The 18,318-nt window shown below is 38.8% G+C and carries 18 protein-coding genes; 12 read left to right on the forward strand and 6 right to left on the reverse strand.

The features are described from left to right. Positions 1-377: 377 nt before the first annotated feature. From ACFQ19_RS18620 to ACFQ19_RS18630, 3 genes are all read right to left on the reverse strand, one after another. Positions 378-1,406: a YeiH family protein gene (locus ACFQ19_RS18620; protein ID WP_379594190.1), complete on the reverse strand. Its 1,029-nt coding sequence runs from the start codon at positions 1,404-1,406 to the stop codon at positions 378-380. A gap of 271 nt (positions 1,407-1,677) precedes the next feature. Then, entirely contained in the window at positions 1,678-2,742 is a 1,065-nt protein-coding gene (locus tag ACFQ19_RS18625) for an NAD(P)H-dependent flavin oxidoreductase (RefSeq protein WP_379594191.1), read from the reverse strand. 171 nt (positions 2,743-2,913) lie between these two features. Then, a complete protein-coding gene (locus ACFQ19_RS18630; RefSeq protein ID WP_379594192.1) occupies positions 2,914-3,294 on the reverse strand; it encodes a hypothetical protein in 381 nt (126 codons plus the stop codon). 583 nt (positions 3,295-3,877) lie between these two features. On the opposite strand from ACFQ19_RS18630, the gene ACFQ19_RS18635 reads away from it, so the two are divergent. The 3 genes from ACFQ19_RS18635 (at position 3,878) to ACFQ19_RS18645 (ending at position 7,558) form a co-directional block, all read left to right on the forward strand. Further along, complete coding sequence (locus ACFQ19_RS18635; RefSeq protein WP_379594193.1) at positions 3,878-5,317, forward strand: sodium:solute symporter family protein; 1,440 nt, start codon at positions 3,878-3,880, stop codon at positions 5,315-5,317. Continuing rightward, entirely contained in the window at positions 5,318-6,928 is a 1,611-nt protein-coding gene (locus ACFQ19_RS18640) for an amidohydrolase (RefSeq protein WP_379594194.1), read from the forward strand. It abuts the gene before it with no gap. A gap of 81 nt (positions 6,929-7,009) precedes the next feature. Further along, positions 7,010-7,558: a GNAT family N-acetyltransferase gene (locus ACFQ19_RS18645; protein ID WP_379594195.1), complete on the forward strand. Its 549-nt coding sequence runs from the start codon at positions 7,010-7,012 to the stop codon at positions 7,556-7,558. 132 nt (positions 7,559-7,690) lie between these two features. Here the strand turns inward: ACFQ19_RS18645 and ACFQ19_RS18650 are convergent, their stop codons facing one another. Continuing rightward, positions 7,691-8,125, reverse strand: a complete 435-nt coding sequence (locus ACFQ19_RS18650; RefSeq protein WP_379594197.1) for a YndM family protein — start codon at positions 8,123-8,125, stop codon at positions 7,691-7,693. A gap of 705 nt (positions 8,126-8,830) precedes the next feature. Between ACFQ19_RS18650 and ACFQ19_RS18655 the strand changes: the two genes are divergently transcribed. Next, complete coding sequence (locus tag ACFQ19_RS18655; RefSeq protein WP_379594198.1) at positions 8,831-9,463, forward strand: LysE family translocator; 633 nt, start codon at positions 8,831-8,833, stop codon at positions 9,461-9,463. A gap of 316 nt (positions 9,464-9,779) precedes the next feature. On the opposite strand, the gene ACFQ19_RS18660 is transcribed toward ACFQ19_RS18655, so the two are convergent. After that, positions 9,780-10,247: a hypothetical protein gene (locus ACFQ19_RS18660; protein ID WP_379594199.1), complete on the reverse strand. Its 468-nt coding sequence runs from the start codon at positions 10,245-10,247 to the stop codon at positions 9,780-9,782. Positions 10,248-10,254: 7 nt separating this feature from the next. Further along, the gene (locus tag ACFQ19_RS18665) at positions 10,255-10,458 is read right to left on the reverse strand and encodes a helix-turn-helix transcriptional regulator (RefSeq protein ID WP_379594201.1); all 204 of its coding nucleotides are present in this window, start codon (positions 10,456-10,458) and stop codon (positions 10,255-10,257) included. Positions 10,459-11,039: 581 nt separating this feature from the next. On the opposite strand from ACFQ19_RS18665, the gene pgsB reads away from it, so the two are divergent. The 8 genes from pgsB (at position 11,040) to ACFQ19_RS18705 (ending at position 18,120) form a co-directional block, all read left to right on the forward strand. Next, positions 11,040-12,218 carry a poly-gamma-glutamate synthase PgsB gene (pgsB, locus tag ACFQ19_RS18670; RefSeq protein WP_379594202.1) on the forward strand — a complete coding sequence of 393 codons (1,179 nt, stop codon included), beginning with the start codon at positions 11,040-11,042 and terminating at the stop codon, positions 12,216-12,218. Between the two features lies 1 nt (position 12,219). Continuing rightward, on the forward strand, positions 12,220-12,669 hold the full coding sequence (gene pgsC, locus ACFQ19_RS18675) for a poly-gamma-glutamate biosynthesis protein PgsC (RefSeq protein ID WP_379594203.1): 450 nt from the start codon (positions 12,220-12,222) through the stop codon (positions 12,667-12,669). Positions 12,670-12,680: 11 nt separating this feature from the next. Further along, the gene (locus ACFQ19_RS18680) at positions 12,681-13,844 is read left to right on the forward strand and encodes a CapA family protein (RefSeq protein WP_379594204.1); all 1,164 of its coding nucleotides are present in this window, start codon (positions 12,681-12,683) and stop codon (positions 13,842-13,844) included. Continuing rightward, positions 13,834-15,495: a gamma-glutamyltransferase family protein gene (locus tag ACFQ19_RS18685; RefSeq protein WP_379594205.1), complete on the forward strand. Its 1,662-nt coding sequence runs from the start codon at positions 13,834-13,836 to the stop codon at positions 15,493-15,495. The genes ACFQ19_RS18680 and ACFQ19_RS18685 overlap by 11 nt, the downstream gene beginning before the upstream one ends. Positions 15,496-15,515: 20 nt before the next feature. Next, positions 15,516-15,920: a hypothetical protein gene (locus ACFQ19_RS18690; protein WP_379594206.1), complete on the forward strand. Its 405-nt coding sequence runs from the start codon at positions 15,516-15,518 to the stop codon at positions 15,918-15,920. Between the two features lie 244 nt (positions 15,921-16,164). Then, positions 16,165-16,848, forward strand: a complete 684-nt coding sequence (locus ACFQ19_RS18695) for a DsbA family protein (RefSeq protein ID WP_379594207.1) — start codon at positions 16,165-16,167, stop codon at positions 16,846-16,848. Between the two features lies 1 nt (position 16,849). Further along, a complete protein-coding gene (locus ACFQ19_RS18700) occupies positions 16,850-17,272 on the forward strand; it encodes a disulfide oxidoreductase (RefSeq protein ID WP_379594208.1) in 423 nt (140 codons plus the stop codon). A 365-nt stretch (positions 17,273-17,637) separates the two neighbouring features. Continuing rightward, the gene (locus tag ACFQ19_RS18705) at positions 17,638-18,120 is read left to right on the forward strand and encodes a hypothetical protein (protein WP_379594210.1); all 483 of its coding nucleotides are present in this window, start codon (positions 17,638-17,640) and stop codon (positions 18,118-18,120) included. The last annotated feature ends 198 nt before the right edge of the window (positions 18,121-18,318 follow it).

Raw genomic sequence — 18,318 nt, forward strand, 5'->3', positions numbered from 1 at the left:
AAAGATAAAACAATTTATCAGTTACTACAATGAACATTTGGCTAAACCATTCCGTTGGACGAAGGAAGCTAAAACCTTACAAATTTAATGTGGGGTATTTACTTCAGCCGCGTGGCACTAGTGCAGATGTTGCAACAACGGTTTTAATGGGGTGAGTAAGCGCAACCCCAGGACGTTGCGACTTTAGTCTGCCTAGGGGCACGCTCTTCAGCTAACTTTTTCCAAGAAGTACGCTTGGCAAAAGGGCATCTTCAGAGGGAGCTTATTCTTAGGTGCGAAAGTTGAGTATACAAGACATTATAATTAATTAAATAGTCATTATAAACAAAGTCCTGGGTCGGTTTTTCCAGCCAAACCTATTTCCTTTTTCACTGTACTTAAATCATAAAATAAGCCATTACGGAAAGGAAGAATGATGTAAGGGTAATTGCCAGGAGCGGTTTCAACGCTTTCGACCGCAGATCCTTCAGACTGATATTCAACCCGAGTCCCACCATAGCAGCTGTCAGTATCCATGTAGTTGCTGCTGAGATATTTTCTAACGTATTTTCGGGTATAGGGATGGTATCTCCAAGTACATAGCTTCCCAATAAGCTCATCAAAATAAATCCAAGCAAGAACCATGGAAAAGCAATGGTATGGTGTGTTTGGTTTCCCTTGTTTTTATACTTCATCCAATAAATGAGGATAAAGCAAAGTGGAACAAGTAAAAACACTCTTCCTAATTTTGCCAGTAATGCCATAGCTAATGCATCTTCTCCAGCTGGTTCGGCTGCAATAGCAACATGGGCAAGTTCATGCAGGCTGAGGCCGGACCAGATACCGTAATCGGTTGATGTTAAAGGAAGGAAGGGCTCGATTAAAGTATATCCAATCGCAAACACAGTACCCATTAAAGCGATAATGCCTACACTGATTGCCGTATCTTCATCCTTTGTTTTCATAATTGGTGCAACAGCAGCAATTGCAGCAGCTCCGCACACTCCTGTTCCGACACCGAGCAAAAGCGAAATATTTTTATCGGCTTTGAATGCTTTGCCGAGCCAGATCATTACAACGATGGCAAAAAGAATAACAACAGCATCACGTACCAAAAGTCCAAGTCCATCCTGAAATACGGTATGCATATTTAACTTTAGGCCATATAAAATGATGGCTAAACGAAGAAGTATTTTGGAGGAAAAGGTAATTCCAGAGCGCAACACTTCCGGATATCCGAAAAATTGTCTGTACATAATGGCAATAATAATGGCGCAAGCGAGTTGACCAACACGATCAAAACCTGGAACTTGCGCTAATAAGAACCCCAGCAGGGCGATGAAAAAGGTAAATGCAATACCGCTTATCCATTTTCCCAAAAGATGTGATTTCATCTGTTTTTGCTGATTTGATGCTTGGGAACACATGAAAGCACCTCCTGTTTAAAACAATAGCTACATATACCTGTACCGAAAGATAGCATGGATATGCGTTGAATTAGAATAAGTTATATCGTTAAAGAAAATGACCTGCCAAAATTATTGCCGATTTGCAAGGAAAATATCCAGATGCAGTGAGTGATAACAAGCAGTCTTTATATCAAAAAAAGCTTAAAACAAAAACAAGGTGCTGATCAGAGCATGGCCAGCGCCCTGGATTCATATAAAAGTATAGTAACAGGAATGAATTCAAAGTAACTTACGTTTGCATTTCCGTTATTTGTGAAACAATGGAAGCAATAAATTCGCCTGCCGGCTGCTGTTTGCATAACCTAGGATTTTGCCCGCTCCATAAAGACATCCATTCCGGAAGGTTTTGTTTTCCTGCTTCCCCGCGTATTGGTTTGGTCAAACTGTTTTGAATGGGGTAGGCCGGCAAATGTGTTTCATACTGCTTCATCTTTATCATGAAATCATTTTGGATCCCTCTTGCAGGTTTGCCGCTAAAAGCAGACGTAATGGCTGATTGATTCTCTCTACTGTTTAAAACGGCATTCTTATGCTGTTTATTTGCACCGCTCTCCGAAGTAGTAAGAAATGCTGTGCCCAATTGCGCTCCTTGTGCGCCAAGAACGAGGGAGGCCAGTACACCGCGGCCGTCAGACATACCTCCAGCTGCAACCACTGGAATGGTTACGTTATCTGCTGTTTGTGGTATAAGCGCCATAGTTCCAATCATGGCGTCTTCAAAGGAACCTGAAAATGTTCCGCGATGGCCGCCAGCTTCACTTCCTTGCATGACAACCATATCCATTCCGTTTTCTTCATTGGCTTTCGCTTCTGCAACGGTTGTAGCTGTCCCCATAAGCAATATATTTTCTGCTTGCAGCTGCTGAAGAACAGAGCGGGAAGGAATCCCGAAAGTAAAGCTACATACAGGAACCTGCTCTTCAATAATTACTTGGATTTGCTGTTCAAAAACAGCCGTCGTGATTTCATTTACTTCCGGCACTTGCGAGATATGTAAAGCTTCGCGAAAGGGAGAAAGCCATTCATTCGCCTGATTCACTTCTTCAGAACGCACTTCTGGTGTTTCCGGTGTGAACAGATTAACTGCAAAAGGCTTATCTGTCAGTTGTTTTATCTTTCGGATACTTTCTTTCGTCTGTTCTGCATTCAAATAACCTGCACCGAGTGTGCCGAGTCCTCCTGCATTAGAAACCGCTGCAACAAGTTCCGGCGTCGTAATTCCGCCAGCCATCCCTGCTTGGATAATTGGATAGCGGATGCCGATTTTTTCAGTCAATGTATTTTTATTCCACATCGTACGTCCTCCTTGTCATCTTTCATTCCTAATAGTATCTCTATCATAACATGAAGCGTTTTAAACTGTACTGTTTCTGGTGATACGGAAAATGAATCGGCTGTCCTGAAAAATGAAAGAGAACGCTTTTTAAACGTAAAAAAATGGATAAGATAAAATATCCAATCCATTTTAGAAGCGATATGTATTTTTATTATTTCCTGTTAACAGGGTTACAAAAATACTTATAATACTTAGAACAGTACCAATGATTGCTGTAAACACAGCGAGTCCTCCGACTGAGGCAAAAAAAGTTGCCAGCATTGCACCGAAAAAGGCAATGGCAATCAAAGCTTGGTAGATTGCTGAAATCATTTTTGCAACAGAATGGTGCAAGAATGATAAAAGAAAAGGCGGTAAGAATAGTACAACTACCATTCCGATGGAAATCAGCAAACCTGTGGGATCATCATAAGAAACGGTGTTGGGACCAGTGGTATGCCGGGCCGTTAATAAAATACAAGCAATGGCGCTCAGTAATGTCAAAATAATCATCAGAATCTTTTTAGACATGATAAAACTCCTTTCTCAGTTTTAATATAACATATTTTTATATAAATTCGATCGTTCAGCTTCAGTGGATTATTAGTTAAATTATGGAAAAGGATGAGAGGGAATTTAATGAAATAAAAGGTTCATGATAAGGAAAAGTACGAGTAAGAACTTGTTGACGGATTGAAAGAATTAGAGAACGCGTTTGATCAGACAACTGTTCTGGATTTTGGCAGGTGTATGGACAGTGAGCAAAGTTAGTGTGTAATCATAACAGTTTTTTTGGAGAAAGGCGCTGTGAAGGCTTTTTCTGGAAAAGCTGTTTTATTATGCCGGATAAATAAAAGGAAAATAATCTAATCCTTTTTAGCGTACAAATAACTTTTCTGTAGACATTTTTAAATCTTTTCCGTATGATGTGCATACTTCCCTCGTTTGAAATTTCTTTTCTTGCCAATAACAAATAATATATACACGTGTTTAGTATCTATACAAAATGGGAACAGAAAGAAATCTATATTAAAGGAAGGGATATACGATATGTGGGATACATGGGATTATAAAACCTAGAGAAAGAAAACTTGTTTAAAACAGGAGGAAGATGATGAACTGGTATATTACATATTTTATTCTGTATTTCGGGATGATGCTGGGCGTGGCCTGGTATTACTATTATAAAATAAAAACATATGAGGAGTATATGATTGGCTCCTGGAGTACAGGTTTTTGGAAAATTACAGGAACTATTATCAGCACCAACGCTGGAGCAGCCGTATTCATAGGCTGGGTCGGACTGGGGTTTACGGTCGGATTTTCAGGATATTTTAAATTTGCACTGGTAGCTTATATATTTAGTCTGCTTTTAGTATTGCTTTTTGCCAAGCCGCTTCGACGTCAAAAGCTATTTACTTTAGCTGAATTATTCACGGTAAGATTTGGCGGACGTGCAGGAATGGTTCCTTCTATTATATCGGCGTTTGTGTATTCAGTACCGACGATAGGGCTGCAATTGGTAGGGATGTCCACCGTATTTAACATTACCCTTGGATGGGAGTTAAATACAGGACTATTTGTCAGTACGATATTAATTCTTTTATTTACTATTTTAGGAGGGCTTCCTGCTACTATCATTACAGATGCAGTGCAATCGATAATAATTATTATTGGTCTGGTAATATTGACTGTTTCTGTTCTTGCTCATGTTGGAGGAATCGGGGATTTATTCAGCAATACATCCTTTACTTATTTGAGTCCCATCAGTCCGGATGGGCTGACGGATACATTGTTGTACGCCTTATCGGTAGGTCCATTTTATCTTGTCTGGCAGTCAACATGGCAGCGGATTTTTGCTGCTAAAGATGAGAGAACAGCACTGACAGCAGGGATTACAGGGCATGTTATTGTTGCTGCGATTTCCTTTTTCCCATTTTTAATCGGTGTTGCTGCGAGGCAGTTCGTCGATTTGAACATGGAACAAGATCTGGTATTTTCTTATGTGACCAACGAGCTGCTCCCTGCACCTGTAGCCGGTATTATTTTTGTTGCTCTGCTTGCTGCATTGATGACCGGCGCGACTTCTTTTAACCTGCAGGGCGCAAGTAATTTAACAAGAGATTTTTATCAAGTGATGATTCAACCGAAAGCAACCAATGCAAGGTTATTACTTGTATCTCGATTATCCGTAATATGTATTACACTATTAGGTGCTGGTGCAGCGCTGTTTATTACCAATATCAATGATGCTTATCGCTGGGCATTAATGGTGAATGGCGTCATACTGGTATTCCCGTTTTTAGCAATTATGTTCTGGAAGCGAGTGACCAAAGCAGGGGTGCTTATTACGATGTCAGGGTCGTTCATTTTTATTCTGATTTACCCGTATATCGGCTTGCCTTTTGACCAGGCGCTTGCCGGATATGTATTCTCTTTAATCCTGCTTATCGTTTCAAGCCTGTGCACGTCTCATGATAAGACGGAAGTGGTCATGACTGCCATGCGCCATAAGTTAGTAAATGAAGAACGTCATAAAAAGGAGCAAGAATAAATGAATGTTAATAAAATAATCAACGCTTATGTGCTGGATGTATTAAAAGATAACGTATATCTCGCTACTGTAGAGCTGTCGGAAGGACGAATCAGCAAGATAAGAGAGCAAAATCAAATGGTAGTTGATACAGATGCTCTGGATGTAAAGGGGAAATGGTTATCACCAGGCTTTATTGATACACACAGCCATTTAATTATGTACAGCAGTTTTCGTAAACAATTGAATTGTTCCCCTGAAAAGGTAAGCAGTATTCGAGATATTATTGAAAAGTTTAAAGAATATAAAGAGGATGTTACTGTGGATGGTTGGCTGCGCGGATATGGTTATAATGAGTTTGAACTGACGGAAAGACGTCATCCGAATCGTTTTGACTTGGATCAGATTTCAACAGACCTGCCCATTTATATCCAGCAAAGTTCTGCCCATATGGGCGCAGTCAATACGAAAGCTTTGGAAATCATGGGGGTAGGATTATATGATCCGGACCCTAAAGGCGGACGGTATGAACGGGATGAAAACGGTCGGGTCAATGGTGTATTATTTGAATTCCCGGCTCTGGAAAAAGTGAAAGCAGTACTTCCAAAGGTAGAGGCAGATGTCCTTGCAGAAGATATCGAAGCGGGAGTCAAAGATTATAACGCAAAAGGAATAACCAATACGACTGAAATGGGAGTCGGTATATATTCTGGAATGGATGATTATGAAGCGGTACTTCAATTTTTGAAAAGTCCTCAAAAAATCCGGACAAGATGGGCAATTGCTTATCAGCTGCTGCTTCATGAACCGAAACTACAAGATATCCATGCTGACATGTTGAAAGAGAAATTCGCGTCCTTAAGTGGTGGATATAGTACACTGGCAGGTGCCAAATTTTTTAGCGATGGTTCGATTCAGCTGCATACGGCAGCGATTCGCGGTGATTATTATGATGGCGAACCATCTGATGACCTGCAGCTTGAAAAAGAAGAATTGGAAGAGCTTTACCACCATTTTCAACAGCTTGGTTATTCATTGATTACGCACGCGAATGGAGATAAAGCTGCACGCACAGTAATAGAAGCGTATAAAGCAGCTTCCGGCACCAAAACGAATAGCCTTATGAACCGAATAGAACACCTGCAAACAGTAAATAAAGCGGATATAAATGAAATGACAAAGCATCATATTGGCGGGTCTTTCTTTACCAATCATATTTATTACTTTGGAGATATCCATAAAAAATACTTTTTAGGCCCGGAGAGGGTTCAAAATCTGGACCCTGTCAGATGGGCTGAAGATAAAGGGATGACATTTACTATCCATTCCGACTGCCCTGTCACAGATATTTCGCCGCTTGATTCTATCAGGATTGCCGTTGAGCGCAAAACAAGGCAAGGGGAATTGCTTGGAGAGCATCAAAAGCTGACAAGAATAGAAGCTTACAGAAAAATGACAATCGATGCCGCTACATTAAATGGAGCAGAACTGGAAGAGGGAAGTATAGATGAAGGGAAGTTTGCAGACTTTGTCATACTAAAACAAAACCCGCTAGATGAAACGACAGCATTAACAGATGATTTGGTGGAGATGACGATTGTCAGCGGTGAAGTGGTCTATCATAATAAATAGATGAAACCCTGTTTCAAAAGTTAAACCAATGTACTTTCACATGTAAAATCGGCAAACTATACATGAAGGGAGAAAGTCGCCATGTTGTTTGAATCAGAAAGAGTTCGATTGCGAAAGATGACCAAAGAAGATGCAGAACTTTATCACAAATGGAGAAATGATGTAGAAGTAATGCATTCAACCAGCCCTTTTTTAGATGTTTACCCGCTGAAAGCAACAGAAGATTTTGTGGAGTATGCTATTTTAGGTTCCGAAACGTCAAAAGGATATATGTTAGTTGATAAGGAAAGAGATATATCTATTGGTATTGTTTCTTTCGTCCACATGGATTATAAAAATCGGAATGCGGAGTGCATTATTGATATTGGCGAGAAGCAATACTGGGGCAGAGGGTATGGAGAAGAGGGTCTGACTCTGCTGCTGGATTATGCTTTTTATGAACTGAATCTTCACAGAGTCTCTTTGCGCGTGTTTGCATTTAATAAGCGGGCAATCCAACTGTATCAGAAAATAGGTTTTAAAGCAGAAGGAACAAGCAGACAAGCTTTGTTTCGAGATGGCAAATGGTGTGATGTTTCTCATATGGGTATTTTGCAAGAGGAGTATTTTCATAAAAAAGAGATTGAATAAAAGCTTACACAAAACCAGGAGCGGAATCGTTATTTCTGCTCCTGGTTTTTGTTGCAGCGATGAATAGTTCATGGCTTTTTCCGTTATATACTGCTTCATTCCTATAACCGGATGTTTCTATGTGCGAATCTCTTATCTATCTTTATCTTTGTCATCATATAATTCTTCGCTTATTTCTGTTTGCATGTTCCCAGGAGTAACATGGTTTCCATCTCTGCCTGCTTGATCAAAAATAAAATTACGTAAATATCGATGATAAACAAGTTCACTTATAGCAACGAAGAATGCAGTTATTAATGCAGCTGCATCAACAGAAAGCAGGTTATCATATAAAAAGGATCCTATTCCCCAGACACCGACATAAGCAAGTGCAAAATCGCCAACCGCAGCTGCAATATTTCCGATTTTAGGCAGTACCAGCATATCCCCTGCAAATGCAACGGCAGTTAAAATCAAACTCGTAATAAGTAAATTGCTGAACGAGATATTAAAAATCATCCCTAATGTTACCCATAATATTCCTGTTGTCAGCGCAAATTTAATCAGAAAAGCTAAAATGTATTTCATATCATCATCTTCCCTGTCGTATTTTATTGCAGTGTAACAGGCTATAAGATTCCCGCTTCAAGAAATAAAGGAGAATTGTTATTTCTAAGTGGAAGATCCAACAGCCAGTAAAGCCCCGATTCGTTCAATTAATATTCAGTGGAGAATGGAAAAATCTAACTGAATAAAGTTTCATTTTACTAACAATGATATTTTGTGCTCCTATCCAGCTGATTATGCAGGAATCCAAGGTATTTAATAAAAAATTTCTATTTCTAAACAGGCTCTGCACCAAAATAAAGGGGTGACAGTCTTTATATAGTTATGCTTTAGTAACCGCTGCGGAAAAATACTACGCTTTCCATGGGGACGGCTTCAGCTAACTTGAAAAGAAGACCGCTTTTCAAGTGGATCTTCAGCTCGCCCTGTTCCCATAGGAGTCTCCGTATTTTTCCTTCGCTAGATTAGATATCGCCATCATATTTAATTACAAACTTCAACCATTGATTTTGGTGTTGACCCCTTAAACAAGCAGGAGGGTGATGTACTTTTTATAGAAAATTGTATGCATTGTTTTTTGTAAGAAATAGCTATTTAACCAACGTTTATAGGTGATTTATTATTTGTTGTTAAAGAGTAATTATAAATTTTTTTGTATATGTATACACTTATCTTTTTTTATAGTATGATAAAAAATATTTTATGTTTTGAAGGAGGATATCTGTCATGGCATTATTTATTACATATGTAATGGCCGGGCTTGCGATTGCGATGCCAGTAGGGGCAATTACTGTGGAGATGACCAAGCAGGGGCTGAAAAATGGCTTTATGCATGGCTGGGCTGTTGGGTTAGGCGGAATGACAATCGACCTTGTGTTGATTGCTGCGCTTTATTTAGGACTGGCTTCTATTTTGCAATTGTCTTTTTTTCAGATTCCAATGTGGCTGATTGGCGCAGTACTTCTATTTTTGATTGGTTATGATTCGATAAAAAATGCGGATAGTGATATTACATTAGTTGGAGAGAAACCTGTGAAATCAATGCGTTCCTCCTATCGGAATGGATTTCTTGTCGCGGTATCGCCAGGAAACATTGTATTTTGGTTAAGTGTGTTTGGAGCAGTATTAAGTAATACATATAACCCAGCTGAACCGGACAATTTTTTAATCATAGCGGCTGGCATTTTAACTGGGATATTGCTGCATGATATGGGGTTGCTGGCCATTGTAGCTACAACGAGAAAAGTAATGAGCCGTGCAATGATTAAAGGATTTTCCATTATTGCAGGCATCGTATTGATTGGTTTTTCCGGCTATTTTGTGTATGAATTTTGTAGAGTTGTCACAGATATTATCTGAAGGAGCAGCAACATCGGTGTAAAAGCATTGGCATATTTATCGCAGTATAACTGGCTGAGGTTGGGATTTTAATTGTTCGTCCATCGTAAAGCGTTGTGCGTCGAACAACTCCCACCGAAGGAAGTTTCGCTTTATTTCCATTTCTAAGTAATTTGATCGTTGCAGGATAGATTCATCCCTGCTAGTCGGCAGACTGTTTGGCATCATGAATAAAGCCCCTTTAGTAGTGGATATCGGTTACTTGATAACCTGTACGGCATAGTTTTTCAGCATATATTCTTGGTCTGCAGTCTACGTCCAGCAATGTGGGATTTTTCTAATCTTTTAAATCTAATGTTATCCACGCAACCAGATGTGTAAGAAAGCTTATTATTAAGCTGCCTCCTAAAATGCCGATAATCGTGCTTTGAAAGGTTTTAATATCTGTAAAGAGCAAACTCAAACCAAAACACAGAAAAAGAAGAACAACCCACAAGGGGATCAGCATTTTAAAAGTAATCAGGCTGGCTTTTTTCGATATAAGCTCCTCTCTTTCATCTTGTGTGCTGAATTCACCTTTCTTGGTACTATAACCTTCATTATGCAATTTTTTTCCATATAAAAATCGGGCAATACTAAAAACGATAAACCATCCTACAAATAAAAACCAAAAAATTCCAAATTCAAAAGAAAAAAAGATAGGGTCTTCTTTTACAGTAGCGTTAAGAACTGTTTGTATCATCCCCAGAGTTAAAAACAATATCATGATCATATTTCCGGTCTGCTCAAATATAATTTTCTTCATCGCAGGGTCACTCCTTTTCCAAATAAAAGATGGTGTGAATATCTGTTTCCAGTACTTCTGCAATTTGTAGTGCCAATAATAAAGAAGGAGTATAGTTTCCTTTTTCCAGTGATACAATTGTTTTCCTGGAGACACCGACATTACTCGCTAGTTTTTCTTGGGTCATCTTTTTTTGCTTTCTAAATACCTGGACATAGTTGATAACAATCATGACATCGCCCATTTCTTCATTTATGTGAAGTTAACTTCTCATTTTATATTATCAAAAACATAATGAGAAATCAACTTTACATTTTTCTTCTCAATGAATCTTTCATTATCTAATGATATTCTCTATCGTATCTAAAATCATAGACAGATAGTCCGTTGCTATATAAAGGCTTTTGATGATATAACAATTTGATTTCATTTATTATACAAATTCTTCTATCAATGTCGCTTATTGACGATATAATTTTTAAATATATCCTTCTTCATTATCTTTATTAAAAATTTAAATAAAGTGGTATTTAAAAAACGACAATCCTACAAAAATTGATATAATAGATAAGGGAATAGTCATTTTTGTATATATATTCGACATGGATTTTCAATTCATTTCATTTGAGAGTCAGTTTTATCAAATATATTACAATTAGAATAAAAAATGAGGAATTTTATTTGCAACACATTTTTTTTTGTTAAAATATCTTAGGCATTGTCAAAGTATGTCTAAATACTTTAACTAATGCACCATCGAAATAAAATCTGCAACTTGAATGATTTGATAAATGGTAAAGGAAGGATAGTCATATGTTATTGATTCCAATTGTGCTCGTTATTGCACTGGTTATTGGTATCGTGGAATGGAATTCACATAAAAAGAACGTGAATGCTCTGCCGATTCGGGTAAATGTGAATGGTATCCGCGGGAAATCAACAGTAACGCGCTTAATTACAGGTATTATTAAAGAGGCAGGGTACAAAACTATCGGCAAGACAACTGGTAGTTCAGCAAGAATGATTTATTGGAATACCCCGGAGGAAGAACCAATTCATCGTCGTCCGGAGGGACCGAATATTCGCGAACAGAAAGTTGTTGTAGAAAAAGCAGCAAATCTGGGCGCTGAAGCGTTGGTCAGTGAGTGTATGGCGGTTAATCCGGACTATCAAATTGTATTTCAGGAGAAATTGCTGCAAGCGAACATAGGTGTCATTGTCAATGTACTGGAAGATCACATGGATGTGATGGGACCTACATTAGATGAAATAGCCGAAGCTTTTACAGCTACGATCCCTTATAACGGACATTTGATTGTTTCAGAAGGTCCTTACGTAGAATATTTTCAAGAAGAAGCAGCAAAAAGAAATACAAAAGTGATTGTTGCGGATAATCGTAAAATTTCCGAAGCGTATGTACGTAAATTTGATTATATGATTTTTCCAGAAAATGCATCGCTAGCATTAGCCGTTGCCGAAGCATTGGATATTGATGAAGAAACGGCATTTCGCGGAATGCTCAAGGCACAGCCCGATCCTGGTGCAACATGGATCAGGCAACTAGATGAAGGAAATACATCCGCTTATTTTGTGAATGGGTTTGCGGCTAATGATTCTGTTTCCACGATTAATATTTGGAAGAATGTGGAAACTTTAGGCTACACGGAAAAAAATCCAATTATTGTTATGAACTGTCGGGCAGACCGTGTGGATCGTACGATTCAATTTGCAGATGATGTGTTACCGCATATACCAATGGACGTGCTTGTGTTGATTGGCGAAAAGGCCGATCCGATTAAGCAGGCGGTCAAGTCAGGAAAACTAAAAGTAAATCAAATCATTGATCTCCAAGGAAAGTCAACGGAGGAAATCTATGAAACATTGATTGAAACAGCATCCGGTCACCTTATTTATGGGGTAGGAAATATCCATGGTGCAGCGGAACCTTTAGTTGAAAAAATTCAAGCCCACACAGAAATAGGAGGATCATAGAATGTTTGGCTCAGATTTATATATTGCACTTGTGCTTGGAGTTATTCTAAGTTTACTTTTTTCAGAGAGGACTGGTATTGTTCCAGCCGGACTTGTTGTACCGGGGTATTTAGCACTGGTTTTTGACCAGCCGATCTTTATTGCTGTTATTTTTGGTATTAGTCTTCTAACTTATGTGATTGTTACATACGGGCTGTCACGGATTGTACTGCTTTATGGACGGAGAAAATTTGCGGCCATGTTATCGGTAGGAATTGTGCTAAAACTGATTCTCGACTATACCTACCCGGTGCTCCCGTTTGAAATATTGGAATTTAGGGGGATTGGCGTTATTGTTCCCGGACTTATAGCAAATACGATACAAAAACAAGGAGCTATTATTACAATCGGAAGCACGCTTCTATTAGGGGCCCTCACTTTCGTTATTCTAAGCATCTATTACATCATTTAGGAAGGGTTTATATGTCTAGAAAATTAACATACCAAGAAAAAATATTACGGATGGGAAAACGTCAAAAAAAGACTGCCGGTAAACACGTAGCCATCGGTTTAGCTGTTATTGTACTCTTCATCATTGGCTATCAATTCTTCTCTTCTTCGGATGTAGCAGAGGTGGAAGAAAGAGATGATTCGGAATTTACCGCGGCCTTTGTTGGCGATATTATGTTCGGCAGGCATGTGCAAGATGTGACAGAAAAATATGGAGCAACTTATCCTTTTGAGAAAGTAAAACCTTTCTTTGACAATGCAGATTATGTATCTGGTAATTTAGAAAATCCGATTTTACTTCAGGACGAAGATAACTATGAGCCGATAGACAAGATGATTCGTCTGCATGCGGACGCAGATGCGGCGCACGCTTTAAGCGAAATGAACTTTACCATGCTCAACTTGGCGAACAACCATATGATGGACTATGGAGCAGAAGGATTGAATGAAACCATTTCTGAATTGAATAATGCTGGTTTAGATCATGTTGGTGCAGGGGAAAACGTAGAAGAGGCAACAGCCGTTGATTATCAAGAGGTAAATGGTTTGACGATTGCAACGCTTGGTTATACGGACGCTCTTGTTGAAGGGTTCTCGGCATTAGGTTACCGTCCAGGTGTTGCGCGAGCGTTACCGGATAATATATTTCCAATGATTGAGGAAGCAAATCAAAACGCAGACCTTGTATTTGTAAATATGCACTGGGGCGTGGAATATGACAATCAGCCGCACCCGAGACAAACCGAGTTGGCCAAAGCAATGATTGATGTTGGGGCGGATGCAATTATCGGTCATCACTCTCACGTATTACAAGAAGTAGAAAAATATAAGGATGGCGTTATTTTTTACGGACTCGGTAATTTTGTTTTTGATCAGGGCTGGTCCCGAACGAAAGACAGTGCGATGGTCCAATATGATTTGTTAAATGACGGGACAGGCAGATTCGAAATCACGCCGTTGCGTATAAACGGATCTCAACCTTATGTAACTGAAAACAAATACAATCAAATGAAGATTCAAATGCAATTAATGAATAATCAACCGGAAGAGAATTTTGAAAAAGAAGATGGGAAATTAATTTTGGAAGTGGACCATTCTGACGCTTTAGAGGGAAGGAGTACTGATAATGGGCAATAAAAAACTTATGATCATATTGGGAGTTGTTGTTGTTGCAGGACTGGTATTTGTTTATGCACAGCAAGGAATGTTTGAATCAGACACGACAACGACCGATTATGGTGTCGAAGAATCAGATACAACCGACACTGCAGAAGGTTATGGTGTGAGTGCTTCTCACCCATTAGCCGTTGAAGCAGGGATGAATGTACTGGAAGCAGGAGGCAATGCAGCAGATGCGGCAGTAGTTGTTTCCTATGTACTTGGCGTTGTAGAGCCATATGGATCAGGTATTGGCGGCGGTGGAGAGATGTTAGTTTATCCAGATAATGCGGATGAACCTACTGTCTATGAGTACCGTGAAACAGCGCCAGAGTCTGGCGCCGAACCAGAAACCTTTGCTGTTCCCGGGCTGGTAGACGGCATGGAACAATTAAATCAGGATTTAGGTTCAATGGACATGGCTGAGTTGATCCAACCGGCAATTGATTATGCAGAAGATGGTTTTGAAGCGGACAACCATTTGGTAGATCGGCTCGGCAGAGGTTCTTATCGGATGGATACGGCAGGATTGGAAGAATTTTTCCCAAGCGATTCTGAAAATGGCATCTTAGAAGTAAATGATACATTAAGACAGCCTGAATTAGCTGATACCTTACGTCTCATTCAAGAAGACGGAGCGGAAGCTTTTTATAACGGACCGATTGCTGATCAGATTTTAGAACACGAAACATCTTTGGAACCAGAAGATTTGAGCAGTTTTACAACAAGAACACAAGAAGCAGCACACGGTGAATTTGCCGGTTATGATGTGTTTTCTGCGCCGCCGCCATTGGCAGGAGTTACATTGATTCAATCGCTGCAAATGGCTGAGCAGTTAAATATTCAATCAACCGAGAATAACCAAAGAGATTATATGCATCTGATTGGAGAAATTTCCAAGCGGTCTTATGATGACCGAATTGACAGTGTAGGAGACCCTATGTTTGAGGACGCTATTCCGTCCGACGAACTTACTTCCGCCGAGTATACACAACAGATGGCGGATACGATTTCTCTGGATGAGTTATCGGAGGATTATGAAGTAAACGATTCGATATCAGATGAGGAAGATCACGATAATACGACACATTTTGTCATTACCGATCAAGATGGTACAATGGTATCAGCGACACATACATTGGGGAACTTCTTTGGTTCCGGTGATAATGTAGCTGGATTCTTTATGAATAACCAAATGGAGAATTTCAGTCAAAGAGACGAATCGTTAAATAGTATTGAGCCGGGTAAAACACCGAGAAGTTTCACCAGCCCGACGATTTTATCAAATGGAGATAGAACCATCGGTATAGGATCGCCAGGCGGTAAACGAATCCCGATGGTAATGACACAAGTGCTTGTGAAGTATTTGCTGTTTGATGAACCATTTGGGGAAGCAATTGAGGATGATAGATTTTATATTGAAGATAATGATATTTTCACAGAAACGGAGTTGGATACGGAAATTCAAGCAGAGTTGCGAGCACGCGGCTATGAAATCTACCAACAAACAGATCATGATTTTTACGGCGGAATTCAATCGCTTGTAGTTGATAATGAGTCCAACTCAATTTTTGGTGCTGCAGATGACAGAAGAAATGGTATATGGCAAGCTGAATCAAATGATGAATAATAAAACAGGAGGAAGGTAAAGTGAAAAAATTAATAACCGGTGTCGTGCCAATTTTACTGCTTGTTCTCGCATTAACATTTATGACCAGCTACAAACAATGGGATGATTTATCGGACACGGAACGGTATCAGATTCAAAATTATGTCGAAGCGGCTGAAACGGAGCCGGAGACTGAGTCAACGGCATCTGACAATAATGATGCTAATGCCCAAGAGGAAGAACAACCTGAAAGCGATGTTGCCAGCTCAAACATTGAAGAGGTAGATGTAAATCCAAATGAATCCTATGCAGTTACAGAAGATAATGTAGAACAAACTGTAACGGTACATGACCAAAATGGAAATTCTGTATTTGAAGCACCTAAAGAAAAATGGGAAGCAAATCAAGCAGCTTATTATGAGAAGTTTAATTTAAGTTCCTATTAGGAAGTAGAGAAGTAAAATGATAGAAAAAGAGAAGTAGTTCGAGTCTCTTTTTCTATCATTTTTTTAACGACTACATTTTAGTCTATTTTTTGAAATATCGTATATACTGTTTTCATTTATGGGAAAAATAATGTATATTAAAACTGTATTTGAATTTTTAATAGGAAGTTACTTTCTGTAAACTTCAGCAGGGAAAAATAACATTTTATGTTATATTTTACATAGAGATAGGAGAGATGGATAAATGAAAAAGTCGCCGTTAAAAGTAATTGTGACGATAACATTAATTGTTGTTGTACTTTTGGTTTTGCTAGTCGTACTGGTAAACCGGAATTCAACATCTTTTGGAACAGAGTTTGATGAAACACCTTCGACAGAAGGACAGCCGATCAATGGAGAAGCGGACGCTCCTGTGACTGTCGTTGAATTTGGAGACTATAAATGTCCTGGTTGTAAAGTGTGGGATGAAAGTATTTATCCACAGCTGGAACAGGATTATATAGATAATGGAGATGTGCAATTCTCATATGTGAATACACCATTTCATGGAGAAGAATCACAGTTAGCCTCATTAGCTGCAGAGGCAGCTTATGCGCAGAATCCTGATGCGTATTGGGAATTTCATCATGCCCTTTTTGCTGAACAAACGGACCAGCAGATTGCGTGGGTAACTGTAGATAAAATGGAAGAGATTGCCGAGAGTGTTGAAGGAATTGATGCAGAAGCATTAAGAGAAGATATTGAAGAAGCTTTAACGGAAAATGCCGAAGATAACGCGCTTGTGGCTGAAGTAGAAAGGGACACAGAACTGTTAAATGAGTTTAATGTTGATTCAACACCGAGTGTTATGGTAAATGACGTCATGATAGAGGATCCGTTTGATTATGAGACGATTCAACAAGCTATCGATGAAGAGCTAGGTGAATAACATGCAGCATCTGGATAAAAGACAGCTTTATATGTATTTTGCCTGGTTGGTTTCACTGGTTGCAACCTTGGGAAGTCTTTATTTCAGTGAAATAAAGGGATACATACCATGCGAATTATGCTGGTATCAGCGGATTGCTATGTACCCATTGGCTTTTATTCTTGGTGTAGCAACATTTAAACAGGAATTTACGATTAAAAAATATGTGCTCCCGATTGCCTTTGTTGGCTGGTGTATTTCACTGTATCATTATCTGGAGCAGAAAGTACCGGGATTTGCATCACTAAAACCGTGTGTGGGCGGTGTACCATGCGATGCGGAGTATATTAATTGGTTCGGTTTTATGACGATACCATTTTTAGCATTAATTGCATTTACCCTGATTATTATTTTTATGCTGTTAATGAAATCAAATAAAAAGTAATGGATAGCCATCGGTAGATTTACCGGTGGCTATTTTTTATATACTTTAAAAAGTAATTTCTCTTCCATACAGCTGTTGAACAGAGGAGAAGGTAAGGTGGAATGTTACCAGCTAGTGAGATGTTCAATACGGTTGAAATAGCTGAAATATTAAAAGATAGGTTAGACAGAATATTTTTTTCGTAATGCATGCCGGACTATTTCAGGGTACTGTCAAGAAATGGGTGAGGAAATCTATCTTTTTTCATTGTTAAACTTTTTTAGGTAATATATATCATATTGTCTATAAACCGATATTATGGTAAAAAGATAATACAGTATTATACTATTATCGTAAAATAGAGGAGTGATGTAATTAATATATTCATGTTGTTGTTATTGTATATCATAGGTTTTCCGCTTACGGTACTTATTCATGAAACAGGTCATGCCCTGGCCATTATTTGTTCTGCTAAAAATGGTGTGGCAAAAGTGTATTTAGGGGATTTCAAGGATTCCAATAAAGAGAGCTTTCGACTGGGAAGAATACATTACCATATTGAATGGGGAATAGCTGGTATTTGTTATCGAAGTAATCCCAAATATATTACTACGTTTCAAAGTGTGATGATTTCATTAGGAGGAACGTTAATAACAGCTATTTTTACCATTATTCTATTCATCTTTTTCCATTATCATCTTTTTAATGGATATATTCATTTCTTGATAACAGGTATGTTTTGGATGAATCTTCTTCAATTTGTATCCACGATTATTCCCGTCGTCTATCCTGGTTGGATGGGGGCATATAGCGGAATGCAATCGGATGGATACCGTGTTTTGTCGGTTTTACGAAAAAAAGAGGGATAAATTCGGATTTCATTGACTCGGTCTATGTCGATATCAGTTTCATATACACAGGAAACCAGCTGTCCTTATTATCCCGTACGTAGATGATATGAATTTAAAATATTTGAAGGACAAAAATGAATTTATCCTGTCGAATATGTTATGATGAAATATAATCCAAACAAGAAATTGGGTGTGCAACAGAATTGATAAAGGAGT

It is taken from the genome of Oceanobacillus locisalsi, from assembly GCF_042675985.1.
Taxonomy (GTDB): domain Bacteria; phylum Bacillota; class Bacilli; order Bacillales; family Amphibacillaceae; genus Oceanobacillus; species Oceanobacillus locisalsi.

Excerpts from the sequence above, each read along its gene's own strand:
- ACFQ19_RS18640 (WP_379594194.1), top strand. The coding sequence starts at position 5,318 with ATGAATGTTAATAAAATAATCAACGCTTATGTGCTGGATGTATTAAAA.
- ACFQ19_RS18655 (WP_379594198.1), top strand. The coding sequence starts at position 8,831 with ATGGCATTATTTATTACATATGTAATGGCCGGGCTTGCGATTGCGATG.
- ACFQ19_RS18660 (WP_379594199.1), bottom strand. The coding sequence starts at position 10,247 with ATGAAGAAAATTATATTTGAGCAGACCGGAAATATGATCATGATATTG.
- ACFQ19_RS18695 (WP_379594207.1), top strand. The coding sequence starts at position 16,165 with ATGAAAAAGTCGCCGTTAAAAGTAATTGTGACGATAACATTAATTGTT.
- pgsC (WP_379594203.1), top strand. The coding sequence starts at position 12,220 with ATGTTTGGCTCAGATTTATATATTGCACTTGTGCTTGGAGTTATTCTA.
- ACFQ19_RS18630 (WP_379594192.1), bottom strand. The coding sequence starts at position 3,294 with ATGTCTAAAAAGATTCTGATGATTATTTTGACATTACTGAGCGCCATT.
- ACFQ19_RS18645 (WP_379594195.1), top strand. The coding sequence starts at position 7,010 with ATGTTGTTTGAATCAGAAAGAGTTCGATTGCGAAAGATGACCAAAGAA.
- ACFQ19_RS18705 (WP_379594210.1), top strand. The coding sequence starts at position 17,638 with ATGTTGTTGTTATTGTATATCATAGGTTTTCCGCTTACGGTACTTATT.
- ACFQ19_RS18635 (WP_379594193.1), top strand. The coding sequence starts at position 3,878 with ATGAACTGGTATATTACATATTTTATTCTGTATTTCGGGATGATGCTG.
- pgsB (WP_379594202.1), top strand. The coding sequence starts at position 11,040 with ATGTTATTGATTCCAATTGTGCTCGTTATTGCACTGGTTATTGGTATC.
- ACFQ19_RS18665 (WP_379594201.1), bottom strand. The coding sequence starts at position 10,458 with ATGATTGTTATCAACTATGTCCAGGTATTTAGAAAGCAAAAAAAGATG.
- ACFQ19_RS18680 (WP_379594204.1), top strand. The coding sequence starts at position 12,681 with ATGTCTAGAAAATTAACATACCAAGAAAAAATATTACGGATGGGAAAA.
- ACFQ19_RS18620 (WP_379594190.1), bottom strand. The coding sequence starts at position 1,406 with ATGTGTTCCCAAGCATCAAATCAGCAAAAACAGATGAAATCACATCTT.
- ACFQ19_RS18685 (WP_379594205.1), top strand. The coding sequence starts at position 13,834 with ATGGGCAATAAAAAACTTATGATCATATTGGGAGTTGTTGTTGTTGCA.
- ACFQ19_RS18700 (WP_379594208.1), top strand. The coding sequence starts at position 16,850 with ATGCAGCATCTGGATAAAAGACAGCTTTATATGTATTTTGCCTGGTTG.
- ACFQ19_RS18650 (WP_379594197.1), bottom strand. The coding sequence starts at position 8,125 with ATGAAATACATTTTAGCTTTTCTGATTAAATTTGCGCTGACAACAGGA.
- ACFQ19_RS18625 (WP_379594191.1), bottom strand. The coding sequence starts at position 2,742 with ATGTGGAATAAAAATACATTGACTGAAAAAATCGGCATCCGCTATCCA.